Source organism: Pseudoselenomonas ruminantium, from assembly GCF_900104055.1.
Lineage (GTDB): Bacteria > Bacillota > Negativicutes > Selenomonadales > Selenomonadaceae > Selenomonas_A > Selenomonas_A ruminantium_C.
Map to the genome: position 1 here is coordinate 1 of NZ_FNJQ01000012.1, position 12,071 is coordinate 12,071.

Consider the following 12,071-nt stretch of genomic DNA (forward strand, 5'->3'; position numbering starts at 1 on the left):
CTAGAAACTGCGTACTTCTGCTGGCGGGTCATTTAGTGAAGTGGCGAAGAAGTATCCCCACCTCCGCCTCACAAATCTGTAACCAATTGCGTTTAAGCACGCAACTACAAACTGCAACTTGTTCACAGCGGCTTTTTTTATGTTACAATGGGGGTATATTCTTGAAGAAAGCTGTGATGGATATGAATAAAGATGTACAGGAATTATTGGACTTTATCAAGGCGGCGCCCACGCCCTATCATACGGTGCAGGCGGCGGCCGAGAAATTGTCTGGAGCCGGGTTTGCCGAACTTTCGCTGACGGAGAAATGGCAGCTGCAGGCTGGCGGGCGGTATTTTGTCAAAGCCTTTGATTCCACCTTGCTCGCTTTTGTCATCGGGCAGGGTGATGGTCCCTTGCGTTTGGCCGCAGCCCATACGGATTTCCCCTGTTTTCGCCTGAAGCCGCAGGCGGGTATGGTCAAAGAGGGCTATGGCGTGCTCAATGTGGAAAAATACGGCGGCATGATGCTGCGTACCTGGCTGGACCGGCCTTTGGCGCTGGCGGGCAAGGTGGCCTTGCGCGGCGCAGATCCCTTTGCACCGGAAGTGCGGCTGGTCAATTTCAACCGCCCCTTGCTGACGATTCCGAGCCTGGCCATCCATATGGACCGGGAGGTCAATGAAAAAGGCAAACTCAATGCCCAGACGGATATGCTGCCGTTGGCAACAATGGGTGGGGAAGAACTAAAGTCAGAGTTCTTTCTGGAATGGCTGGCTGGAGAAATGGAAGTTGACCAGTCAGAAATCCTATCCTATGAACTTTCGGTCTATCCTTATGAGGAAGGTTCTGTCTGCGGCTTGCAGGAAGAATTTGTTTCCTCACCGCGTTTGGACAATCTGACTTCTGTAGTGGCTTGTCTGGAAGGGATCATGGCCACAGAGAGTCAATGTGCCGGCCTGCGCATGGCGGCGCTGTTCGATAATGAGGAAGTGGGCAGCCGCACCAAGCAGGGGGCTGGTTCAGCCGTGCTCCTGCAGGTGCTCGAGCGCATCTATCTGGCTTTGGGCAGGACGAAGGAAGAGATGCTCACCGATATTGCGGGCGGTTTCATGCTTTCGGTGGATGTGGCCCATGCCCTGCATCCCAATTACATGGAGAAATGCGATCCGAGCCATAGGCCGGTGCTGGGCGGCGGCGTGGTGCTCAAGCAGGCCGCCAGCCAGAGCTATGCCGGCGATACGGAAGCCGTCGCCATCGTGCGCGGACTTTGCGAGGCCAATGATATAAAATGGCAGCATTTCGTCAACCGCAGCGATAGCCGTGGCGGCTCAACCCTGGGCTCCATCGCCTCCGCCCTCGTGCCCATGCGCACCATGGATATCGGCGTGCCAATGCTGGCCATGCATTCGGCAAGAGAGACGATGCATGGAGATGATCAGGGAGAATTGAACCGTTTGTTAGTGGCGTTCATGCGCTAGATAGTGATAAAAAAATAAACCGCCCCTAGCGACCAAACTACGGCGGTTTACTTTATTAAATTATAAATCGTACGAGGGCGACCGCTGGGCGACGCCATCCTTAGGTTAATTTTAGCATTTGCCATAGCGATTGGCAAGTGCTATTTTTGTTAGGCGTGAATCTAGGTGGAAGATAAGAAGATACAAATCTGTGGAACTTTTTCTTCTACCATTCTTCTATAATTTATGGTAGAATGGTAGAAAGATGGTAGAACGGAGGAAGAATAATGGAATTCAAGGAAAGTGTGACACTGGAACTGAAGCAGATGGTTGTTCCTGATTTAAAGAAAGAAGTCATTGCCTTTGCCAATACCAATGGTGGCGTGATATATGTAGGTATAGCTGATGATGGTACGGTCATTGGTATAGAAGATACGGATCAGGCAATGTTGCAAGTAACCAGTATGATACACGATGCAATCAAGCCTGACTTGACGATGTTTGTGGAATTAGACATCATTGAACTGGAGCAAAAATCAGTTTTGAAGCTAACCGTGCAGAAGGGAACCCATGCGCCTTATTACTTGCAGGGGAAAGGGATTCGGCCGGAAGGCGTATTTATTCGGCATGGTGCTGCAACGATTCCAGCCTCAGAGGATGCCATTCGTGCCATGATTGTGGCTAGTGATGGGGAGCGGTATGAAAATCGCCGTTCCCTGCGGCAAGAACTTACGTTTACGGCATTGCAGGCATTTTTTGCGAAGAAGGAAATTCCGTTGGGAGAACAGCAGTTTATGACTTTAGGGCTGAAAAACCGTGATGGCATCTATACGAATTTAGCATTGCTGTTATCGGAGGAATGTCCTCATGAACTGAAAATAGCAGTGTTTGCGGGGACGGCCAAAACAGCACCGTTTCAGAATCGGCGCGAATTCAGTGGCTCGCTCATAACGCAAATGCAGGATGCCTATGCCATGCTGGAACAGTATAATCAGCTGGGGGCAAAGTTTGAGGGGCTTTTGCGGGTGGACCAGACGGATTATCCTGATGTGGCGCTGAGAGAGGCTTTGCTCAATACATTGATACATAGGGAATATTCATATAGTGGAAGCACAATCATCAATATTTTCCATGATCGGGTGGAGTTTGTTTCTCTTGGTGGACTGGTGCAGGGACTAAATATGGATGACTTGCGCTTAGGTGTATCTGAATGCCGCAATGAGAAGATGGCGGCGATTTTCTATCGTCTGCGTTTGATTGAGGCTTATGGGACGGGCATACCAAAGATTTTTGAAAGCTACACGGACTCCGGGATGGTACCGAAATTAGAGGCAAGTGACCATGCGTTCCGGATTACTTTACCGAATCGGAACTTTAACCAACAGACAAGTGGTGCAGTAGTATCTGAAGGAAAGGATGATTGGCTTACGCTTTTGCAAGAGAAAAAGAACTTTACCCGGCAGGATGTTGAACGTGTTGCAGGAGTGTCTCGCAGCAAGGCGAACCAATTGATAAAGAATATGGTGGATATAGGGAAAGCAACAGCACAGGGGAATGGGAAAAATCGCTTTTACACGATGGGACAGAACATTTAGGGAGCATGAAGCTTTTTAAATAGATTTATAAAAAGTCATGTAAATATTTATAAAAATATTTACATGACTTTTTGCATATGTTATCATAAAAAAGGACATGTGACCTAGATATATAGAGATTTATGGACAAATAATAAAAAAACATACGAAAAACTATTGACTTGATTTAGGGATAAGATTATAATGATACACATAAATCTGAAAAATATATAAATAAATGGCCAAATATTTATATAGTGAATTTGACAGTAACAGGGGAGGTAAACGATAATGAAAAAGTCAGGAATATTACATGCCCAGTTATCGGCCTGTGTGGCCGCACTTGGCCATAAGGACCTGTTTATGGTTGGGGACGCGGGAATGCCGATTCCGCCGGGAGTCACGGTGATTGATTTAGCTGTGACCAAGGGGGTACCCACGTTCCAGCAGGTTATGGATGCGCTGCTCACGGAAGCTGCCGTGGAAGGCTGCTATCTGGCTGAGGAGATCGAGGAGCACAATCCGAAGCTTCATGGTTACATCAAGGAGAAACTGGGGGATGTAGAATATGAGTATATGCCCCATGATGACTTGAAGAAATTATCCGCCAAGGCCCGGTTCGCCATCCGCACCGGTGAGTTCACGCCTTATCCGAATGTCATCCTGCGGGCGGGGGTTGTCTTTTAACAGGAGTGAATGCGCGTGAAGGTCAATATCAAGAAGATCAGTGAATTATCCGGTTTTTCGCCGGCGACGGTGTCCAATGCCCTCAACAACAAGAAGGGCGTCAACCATGATACGGCCATGCAGATCCTGGCCATTGCCAAGGAATGCGGCTATATCACGGAAAACAAGATCAAGAGCATCAAGCTGGTGATTTACCATGATTCGGGGAAAATCCTCTCGGATGCGCCCTTTTTCAACAATCTTCTCGAAAGCGTCACGAATGCCTGCCGGGAAAATGGCATGGAGGCCAAGCTGGTGAACCTCTACCGCCATGATGCAGACTATGCCCAGCAGGTGGAGCTCCTGCTCGAAGATCCGTCAGCGGCCCTGCTGCTGGTGGGGACGGAGCTCAATGAAAAGGACGCGCTGGCCTTTGCGGCAACGGATATTCCTTTGGTGCTGCTGGATTGCAATTTTGATGATCTGCCGTTCCACAGCGTGCTGATGGAAAACAGCAAGTCGGTGGAGCGGGCGGTTTCCTATCTGGTGTCCCTGGGGCATAAGAAAATCGGCTACCTGCAGGGCGATGTGGCTTCTCCTAATGGCGGGGAACGCTATCAGGGCTATGAGCAGGGGCTGGCAAAGCACGATCTGGTATTGGATAAAAAATGCGTATTCAGTTTACCGGTATCCATTACCGGAGCTTATGAATACTTTGACCAGCTGCTGGAAAAAGGCGCAGAGCTGCCCACGGCCTTTGTGGCCTATAATGATATGGTGGCTTTGGGCGTAATGCAGGCCTTGCAGAAACATCAGCTGCGCGTGCCTGAAGATGTGTCGGTGATCGGCTTTGATGATATCGAGTTCAGCCGTGTCTGCGCGCCGGGGCTCACGACCATCAAGGTACATACGAAAGAACTGGGGGAACTGGCTGTGCAGAAACTGCTGCAGCTGGCGAAAAATCCCCGCAGCATCCATACGAAAACCCAGATGTACACGGATTTTGTCGTCCGTGGCAGTACGGCGGCACCTGCCGTGAAATGAACGAGATTTTAGGAGGTATACCAAATGCTGTTTGGTAAGCGTAACGATATTGAACAATACGACAATGGTTATATCAGTAAGATTCCGGTGTTCCAGTTTATCCTGCTGTCCTGCCTCGTGCCCCTTTGGGCGGCAGCAGCCAGCCTTAATGATGTGCTGATCACGCAGTTCAAGAGCGTGTTCGCGCTGAGTGACTTTGCTTCTGCTTTGGTGCAGAGTGCATTCTACAGCGGTTATTTCTTGATTTCCATTCCGGCGTCCATGGTCATCCGCAATACGACCTATAAGACGGCCATCCTCTGCGGCCTGGGCTTCTATATCGCGGGCTGCAGTCTGTTCTTCCCGGCTTCCCATATGGCAACGTATACCATGTTCCTCGTGGCCATCTTTGCCATTGCCATCGGTCTGGGCTTCCTGGAAACGTCGGTGAACACCTATAGCACGATGCTTGGCCCCCAGGAAACGGCAACCCTGCGCCTGAACATCAGTCAGACCTTCCAGCCGCTGGGCTCCATTGCTGGTATCCTTCTGGGCAAGTATCTGATCTTCCAGGAAGGCGAGTCCATGGCCAGCCAGCTGGCCAGCATGGATGCCGTGCAGGCTGCCGCTTATAAGATGGAAATGCTTCAGCATACGTTGGAACCCTACCATATCATGATCTATATCCTGCTCGGTATCTTTGCCTTGTTCGCCGTGACGGCCTATCCGAAATGCAAGGTCAAGAGTGCCAGCACCGAAGGCGTGCCCAGCATTGGCAAGACGCTTTCCTATCTGGCTGGCAATGGCCGCTTCAAGCGCGGTATCGTGGCCCAGTTCCTCTATGTGGGCATGCAGGTGGCTGTCTGGTCCTTCACCATTCGCCTGGCCCTGCATCTCGATCCGACCATCAACGAACGTGCCGCTGCCAACTACATGGTCGTAAGCTTTATCTTCTTCTTTGTGGGTAAATTCATCGCCAACTTCCTGATGACCAAGTTCTCGGCCAACAAAGTGCTGGCTCTCTATGCCGCCATCGGCGTGCTGGATATCTTCGTCGTGGCTTTCGCACCGGGCATGGCTGCTATCTATGGCGCTATCTTCGCCAGCTTCCTCTTTGGCCCCTGCTGGGCAACGATTTACGCCCGCACGCTGGATGCCGTGGAAAAGAAGTACACGGAAACGGCTGGTGCCATCATCGTCATGTCGATTATCGGCGGGGCTTTCGTGCCGGCTATCCAGGGCTATGTCTCCGACATCACCGGCTCCATGCAGCTCTCCTTCGTGATCAATGTGGTGTGCTTTGCTTTCATCGCCTGGTACTTCCATAAGGAAGCTCAGCTTGAAGAAGGCGAGGAGCTGGAACTGGCCCATCAGAACTAATGAATACGGATTCAATGCAGGAACAGTGAGGGATTTTTATGGATAAGGTATTGGTTGTCGGCAGTCTGAATATGGATTTTGCGGTGTATATGGATCGCCGCCCGCAGGCCGGGGAAACGGTCATGGCTCGGAGCATGAAGCTCGTGCCCGGCGGCAAAGGAGCCAATCAGGCCTATGCGCTGGGAAAACTCGGGGCGAAAACTTCCATGATTGGCGCTGTGGGCACCGATACCTTTGGGGAACAGATGCTGGCTAATCTGGAAAAGGTAGCTGTGGCGACAAAGGGCATCCAAAAAATTGCCGGTACGGAAACCGGCAAGGCTTTCATCGAGATCGAGAACAGCGGTCAGAACAGCATCAGCGTGATTGCCGGTGCCAATGCTGCCGTCGATGAAGGACTGGTGCTGGCGCAGGAGGAACTGTTTGCGCAGGCCGATGCCGTGGTCATGCAACTGGAAATCCCCGTGCCATCGGTGGTCGCTGCCGCAAGACTGGCCAAAAAACATGGCAAGACTGTGGTGCTCGATCCGGCACCGGCCAGAGCTGATCTGCCCGATGAACTCTGGGCCCAGGTGGATATCACCAAGCCAAACGAAACGGAACTGGCCCTGCTGACCGGCCTGCCTACGGGCACGGAGGCAGAAGTGGTGGCCGCGGCCAAAGCCCTGATTGCCAAAGGCGTGAAAAACGTGCTGGTGACCTTGGGCGGCGATGGCACGATGCTGGTGACGGAAGACAAGGTGGAAAAGTTCCCGGCGTATAAGGTAAAAGCCGTGGACACCACGGCCGCCGGTGATTGCTTCCTGGCCGCGTTTATAAGTCAGTTTACAGGGAGCAACTTCGCAGAAGCGATTGACTTCGGTGCGAAGGCCTCGGCCATCGCCGTTACCCGTCAGGGGGCGCAGACATCCATTCCTACGGTGGAAGAAGTGGAAAATTTTCATTAAAAATGGATTAAATTTCCCAAAAAGCATTTAATTTTTAGGCCATTTTGTTCGATAGAATCTATGCAGGAGATTTTTCCTGACGCTGGGAGAAAGGAGGATCTTATGAGCATCAATACGATTGCGGCAACCAGCAGTCTCAATTACTGGCAGCAACAGGCGCAGGAAGTCAGGCCGGACTATAACGTCCATGCCAAAAAGAGCGCATTTGAAGAACTTTTGGCCAGTCTTACTGCTCTGAAGGCAACGGATTCGGATGTGGAGAAGGGAATTTCCGCAGTTACTCTGACCAAGCTGCTTTCAGATGGTTCGTTGCTCATTCAGCGGGTGGAAGGAAGCAAAGTGATTTCGGAAACCAAGCTCGAAGGCGGTAATGTTTTGCAGCAGCCGCATCTTATGGGACTGAATGGGCTGGCAACAGCCTATGCCGGAACAGCTGCGACGGGGACTGTCGGAACAGATTCGGCGTTTAGTGCATCGGTCTGATTCGGGGATGGATCAGGCGAAGGGATTAGAGGAAGGTCTTGTCATGAAGGAAATGGCAGGAAAGGGAATTATATGATAAGGGAATATCGTAAGCGAGGCTCAAAGGCAGGTGTTACCTTTGAGCCTCTTATTTTTGTAGAAATTTATTTTCTTGGTTGCTGTGGCAACCTCAGATTTTTCTGAACAATGATATAATGGTGGCAGAATTGAGAGGAGGGGAGCGGAAGTGGAAGTCAAAGAGTTTTTTTCGAAGCATACTTTAGGCTGTCTGGCGGGCGGATTTGCCATCGGCCTCCTGGTGTGCGGTATCGGCGCCGGGATGATGTCCTTTTCCGGATCGCCGGCTTTTTGCGGTTCCTGCCATGCCATGAAGAGCGAGGCGGCGACCTTTGCCAAGTCCACGCATCAAAAGCAGGACTGTGTGGAATGCCATCTGCCTCACGACAATATGGCCATCTACATGATCGAAAAGGGACGCACGGGTATGGTGGACACCTATCATGCGGTGCTCAGGGACTATCCGGCGCATATCAAGCTGTCCGCGGATGGGAAGAAGACGGTGAACAGCAACTGCCTGCGCTGTCATGAGAACACCATGGCCAATGTCCATGCGGCCATCGGCGTGGATCTGGACACCGGTGCGGACTGCATGAAGTGCCATAGCCGGATTGCTCACGGCTCGAATCATCTCGAAGGGGGGATAAAAGTTGAGTAAGCTACAGAAAATCTTAGCAGGGATTGTTGCCATCTGCGTGCTGTTCTTCGGCTTTGTGGTGGTTCGTCTGGGGGCAGCGCCCAACGACAACAGCGTCAAGCTGAAGGAAATATCCCATGAAAATTACGCCCATCTGGGCAAAGAGGCCTATAAGGATGCTTATCCATTGGAATACAAATCCTTCATGAAAAACAATATGGGTGGTGAGTCGCCTACCGGCTACGGCGGCAGCGATCCGGGCAAATCCTACATTGAAATGCAGCCGGAAATCAAGGAAAATTTCAAAGGTTACAAATTCTCTGTGCAGTATGATGTGGCCCGCGGTCATACCTGGGCTGGCGTAGACCAGATCAATTCCCAGCGCATCGGCCCGCAGAAGGGCAACTGCATCGTCTGCAAGAGCTCCTGGATGTATGACAAATGGTACAAGGAAAGCGGCTGGGATTTTGCCTCCAAACCCTTTGCCGAGGCAACGCCGCCTTATACCAACAAGGACACCGTGGAAGGTACTGACCTCTACTTCGGCTGCTCCTCCTGCCATGATCCCGATACCATGGAACTGCGCGTTTACCAGCAGGGCTTCGTGGAATCCATGGCCATGAAGGGCATTGATATCAGCAAGGCCAGCCATAATGAAATGCGCGGCTATGTCTGTGGCCAGTGCCATAACGAATACTACTTCATGAAAGAAGACGGCAGAGTACGCCATCCGTTCATCGGCGGCTACGAGCCGGAAGAACAGTTCCAGTGGTATCAGAGCGGTGCAGCCGGCGGATTCACGGAAGACTGGATTCATCCTGACTCCAAGACGCCGATGCTCAAGGCGCAGCATCCGGACTTCGAGATCTGGACCACGAGCGTTCATGCCGATGCCGGTGTGACCTGCGTGGACTGCCATATGCCTTATATGCGTGAGGATGGCCAGAAGTACACCTCGCATTGGATGACGAGCCCACTCAAGACGGCTGAGGAATCCTGCCTCAAGTGCCATGATGAGAGCAAGGAAACCCTGATCGCCCGCGTCAAGACCATCCATGACAATAACTTCAAGCTCCAGCGCGTAGCAGGTCAGACGGTAGCCAAGGCACATCTGGCCGTCAAGGCTGCCATGGATGCCGGTGCAACCGACAACCAGCTGGCAGGCGCCCGTCTGAAACTCCGTGAAGCACAGTGGTACTGGGATTGGGTAGCCGCTGAAAACGGCAATGGCTTCCATAACCCCGACAAGTGCATGCGCGTCAGCGGCGAAGCCATTGACCTGGCTCATCAGGTAATCGAAGAGGCCAATGCTCTGGTAAAGGGCAGTTTATAAGATTTTTATGATTGCTTTTCCCTAATCAAATCAGACCGGTCATTTTTGACCGGTCTGATTTTTTGCGTATCAGCGTATAAATTCGCCGCTCTTGCCGCCGCTCTTGCGGTCGAGATGGATCTCGCTGATCTCCATGCGCTTGTCGATGGCCTTGCACATATCGTAGATGGTCAGAAGCGCTGTGCTCACTGCATGCAGAGCTTCCATCTCCACACCAGTGAGTCCCGTAACCTTCACGGTGGCAATGGCCTTTACGGCGCAGGCACTTTCGAGCATTTCAAAATCCACGCTGCACTTGGCCAGCGGCAGCGGATGGCATAGTGGGATGACCGAACTGGTATTCTTCGCCGCCATGATGCCCGCAATCCGCGCAACCCCTAGCACATCCCCCTTGGCCGCCGTGCCCTGTTTTATGGCTTCGAATGCCGGCTGGCTGACCTTGATCAGCCCGGAAGCCACTGCCGTGCGGTGCGTTTCGCTCTTGCCGCTGACATCCACCATGATGGCCTGCCCCTGTTCGTCAAAATGGGTGAGTCCGTTGTCCATATAAGTATCGCTCCTTTTTCTGTCGATACATTCATTGTAGCAAGTTGCAGGGGAAAGCTAAAGGATATTTTTCACAAAGGGGCGAAATAAATTTAAGATTTCGGTTAGTCTGTACGATATAAGATATGAGCGATAAGGATAAGGTTTGTACGTTGCACTTCAAGGAGGAAGTATCATGTCCATGGTTATCAAAAACAATATGTCGGCCCAAAGGGCGTTGAACGAGTTGAATAAGAATACCAAAACATTGTCCAAGCAGCTGAAAAAGGTTGGTTCTGGCATGAAGATCAACAGCGCTGAAGATGATGCTTCCGGCTATGCGATTTCCGAGCGCATGCGCGTACAGATTCGTGGCCTCGGGCAGGACATCGACAACACCCAGAACGCCATCAGCATGCTGCGCACGGCCGAAGGTGCAGCCAGCTCTACGGTGGAAATCCTGAAGACGCTGAAGGAAAAGGCCATCAATGCGGCCAATGACACTAACACCGATGCTGACCGGGCCACGATTCAGAAGGAAGTGGATCAGTCAATCGACCAGATTGATGATAACGCGAATGTCACCTTCAACGGCAAGACATTGTTTGACGGTTCGGCAGATGTGGCCGACGATGTCAAGCAGACCATCATCAAGGCGCTGAATTCGGAATGGATCGCCCGCAGCCTGGAGATGGTAAAGAATGCTTACGGCATGTCGTTTCAGGAAGATGGTGCTTCTGTAACAGTGATGGATGTGCAGTTCAAGAATGAAGGTGGCAATAAGCTGGCGTATGTATCATCTGAGTCAATCGGTGGTGTAACCAGTAAACTGACGTTGACTATAAATATGGATTTCTACGATCAGCTCAATCAGAATGATGTGAATGGTTCTACGGACAGCGCGGGAGCTACATATCTTGACCGTACGATTGCGCATGAACTGACGCATGCAGTCATGCGCGCCAATATCACAGATATGTCCAGCTTGCCCAAGTATATCCGTGAAGGTTCTGCAGAATTCATTCATGGTATTGATGATGAACGGAAATATTCGTTATCAATGCTAAATATTAGTGATATTACGGATACATTTGACGGCGTGCATGATGATCCAGATGATGATACGGATTTTCCTTATACGGTTGGGTATGTATTCTTGCACTATATCAATAAAGTGGGCGGCCATGAAGATGCCATGCAGCGCTTTATGTCAGTCCTCGATGAGAAGGGCGGCACGGCCTATGATGAGGCCATCAGCGCAGCGACCAAAGGGCGGCTCAACTCGCGCACGGAAGCAGAAACGGCTTTGAAAAATGACTTTGACTCCTATTTGGCCAGTGGTCATACGGTCAATGAATTCTATAAGGCCTATTGCGATATTGATCTGGATAATACTCGCGATACCGGTTCGGTCAAAGGCTCCAAAGCCTGGGGCGGCGATGAAGAAGATGCCGAGAATGTCGTGCTCGAAGGTAAGTCCACGCGTTTCTGGTACTATCCCAGTGGGAATTCCAGTACGATTGAAGGCCTGACGGTCAAATGGGGCGATTTCTCCCGTCCCGATACTGGCTTTCGCTTTCAGGTGGGCACCAAGGCCAATCAACAGATCAAGGCGGCCTTCTCCGATATCCATGCCCAGGCTCTCGGACTGCTCTCGGATGAAGGGGAAACCGTACAGCTGACCACGCGGGCAAATGCCAAACGGGCACTGACGATTTTTGACAATGCCCTGCAAAAGGTACTCGACCAGCAGACCACGATTGGTGCGATTCAGAGCCGCCTCAACTATACGGCGCAGAACCTCACTACGGCACAGGAAAACGTGACCAGTTCCGAATCCACCATCCGGGATGCCGATATGGCCAAGGAGATGACTGAATACACCAAGGCCAACGTTCTGACGCAGGCCGCACAGAGCATGCTGGCGCAGGCCAATCAATCCAGCAGCGGTGTCCTGAGTTTGTTACAGTAAGAATTGTTCGTCTACAGGGAAGTGATGGATGATGA

General features: G+C 51.3%; 11 protein-coding genes. 10 read left to right on the top strand and 1 reads right to left on the bottom strand.

The window, feature by feature from the left end; all coding sequences use genetic code 11:
• Nucleotides 1–182: 182 nt before the first annotated feature.
• The 9 genes from BLQ59_RS06595 (at nt 183) to BLQ59_RS06635 (ending at nt 9,539) form a co-directional block, all read left to right on the top strand.
• Nucleotides 183–1,460, top strand: a complete 1,278-nt coding sequence (locus tag BLQ59_RS06595; RefSeq protein ID WP_074572139.1) for a M18 family aminopeptidase — start codon at nt 183–185, stop codon at nt 1,458–1,460.
• A gap of 266 nt (nt 1,461–1,726) precedes the next feature.
• Entirely contained in the window at nt 1,727–3,034 is a 1,308-nt protein-coding gene (locus BLQ59_RS06600; protein WP_074572095.1) for an RNA-binding domain-containing protein, read from the top strand.
• A gap of 270 nt (nt 3,035–3,304) precedes the next feature.
• Nucleotides 3,305–3,700 (top strand): D-ribose pyranase, encoded by a 396-nt coding sequence (gene rbsD / locus BLQ59_RS06605; protein WP_014425641.1) that lies wholly within the window; start codon nt 3,305–3,307, stop codon nt 3,698–3,700.
• Between the two features lie 9 nt (nt 3,701–3,709).
• Complete coding sequence (locus BLQ59_RS06610) at nt 3,710–4,723, top strand: LacI family DNA-binding transcriptional regulator (RefSeq protein ID WP_256324624.1); 1,014 nt, start codon at nt 3,710–3,712, stop codon at nt 4,721–4,723.
• A 24-nt stretch (nt 4,724–4,747) separates the two neighbouring features.
• Nucleotides 4,748–6,082, top strand: coding sequence for an L-fucose:H+ symporter permease (gene fucP, locus BLQ59_RS06615; protein ID WP_074572096.1), 1,335 nt, complete (start codon nt 4,748–4,750; stop codon nt 6,080–6,082).
• Nucleotides 6,083–6,120: 38 nt separating this feature from the next.
• Nucleotides 6,121–7,029 (top strand): ribokinase, encoded by a 909-nt coding sequence (rbsK, locus tag BLQ59_RS06620; RefSeq protein WP_074572097.1) that lies wholly within the window; start codon nt 6,121–6,123, stop codon nt 7,027–7,029.
• Nucleotides 7,030–7,131: 102 nt separating this feature from the next.
• On the top strand, nt 7,132–7,512 hold the full coding sequence (locus BLQ59_RS06625) for a hypothetical protein (RefSeq protein WP_074572098.1): 381 nt from the start codon (nt 7,132–7,134) through the stop codon (nt 7,510–7,512).
• Between the two features lie 226 nt (nt 7,513–7,738).
• Nucleotides 7,739–8,227 (top strand): cytochrome c3 family protein, encoded by a 489-nt coding sequence (locus BLQ59_RS06630; protein ID WP_074572099.1) that lies wholly within the window; start codon nt 7,739–7,741, stop codon nt 8,225–8,227.
• A complete protein-coding gene (locus BLQ59_RS06635; RefSeq protein WP_074572100.1) occupies nt 8,220–9,539 on the top strand; it encodes an ammonia-forming cytochrome c nitrite reductase subunit c552 in 1,320 nt (439 codons plus the stop codon). Before BLQ59_RS06630 ends, BLQ59_RS06635 begins: the two co-directional genes overlap by 8 nt.
• 69 nt (nt 9,540–9,608) lie before the next feature.
• On the opposite strand, the gene moaC is transcribed toward BLQ59_RS06635, so the two are convergent.
• Nucleotides 9,609–10,085, bottom strand: a complete 477-nt coding sequence (gene moaC / locus BLQ59_RS06640) for a cyclic pyranopterin monophosphate synthase MoaC (protein ID WP_074572101.1) — start codon at nt 10,083–10,085, stop codon at nt 9,609–9,611.
• A gap of 175 nt (nt 10,086–10,260) precedes the next feature.
• Between moaC and BLQ59_RS15595 the strand changes: the two genes are divergently transcribed.
• Nucleotides 10,261–12,036, top strand: a complete 1,776-nt coding sequence (locus BLQ59_RS15595; protein WP_081342479.1) for a flagellinolysin — start codon at nt 10,261–10,263, stop codon at nt 12,034–12,036.
• Nucleotides 12,037–12,071 lie beyond the last annotated feature (35 nt).

What these genes read in the sequence shown, in the direction of transcription:
- BLQ59_RS06595 (WP_074572139.1), top strand. Translation starts at nt 183, where the DNA reads ATGAATAAAGATGTACAGGAATTATTGGACTTTATCAAGGCGGCGCCC.
- BLQ59_RS06600 (WP_074572095.1), top strand. Translation starts at nt 1,727, where the DNA reads ATGGAATTCAAGGAAAGTGTGACACTGGAACTGAAGCAGATGGTTGTT.
- rbsD (WP_014425641.1), top strand. Translation starts at nt 3,305, where the DNA reads ATGAAAAAGTCAGGAATATTACATGCCCAGTTATCGGCCTGTGTGGCC.
- BLQ59_RS06610 (WP_256324624.1), top strand. Translation starts at nt 3,710, where the DNA reads ATGCGCGTGAAGGTCAATATCAAGAAGATCAGTGAATTATCCGGTTTT.
- fucP (WP_074572096.1), top strand. Translation starts at nt 4,748, where the DNA reads ATGCTGTTTGGTAAGCGTAACGATATTGAACAATACGACAATGGTTAT.
- rbsK (WP_074572097.1), top strand. Translation starts at nt 6,121, where the DNA reads ATGGATAAGGTATTGGTTGTCGGCAGTCTGAATATGGATTTTGCGGTG.
- BLQ59_RS06625 (WP_074572098.1), top strand. Translation starts at nt 7,132, where the DNA reads ATGAGCATCAATACGATTGCGGCAACCAGCAGTCTCAATTACTGGCAG.
- moaC (WP_074572101.1), bottom strand. Translation starts at nt 10,085, where the DNA reads ATGGACAACGGACTCACCCATTTTGACGAACAGGGGCAGGCCATCATG.
- BLQ59_RS15595 (WP_081342479.1), top strand. Translation starts at nt 10,261, where the DNA reads ATGTCCATGGTTATCAAAAACAATATGTCGGCCCAAAGGGCGTTGAAC.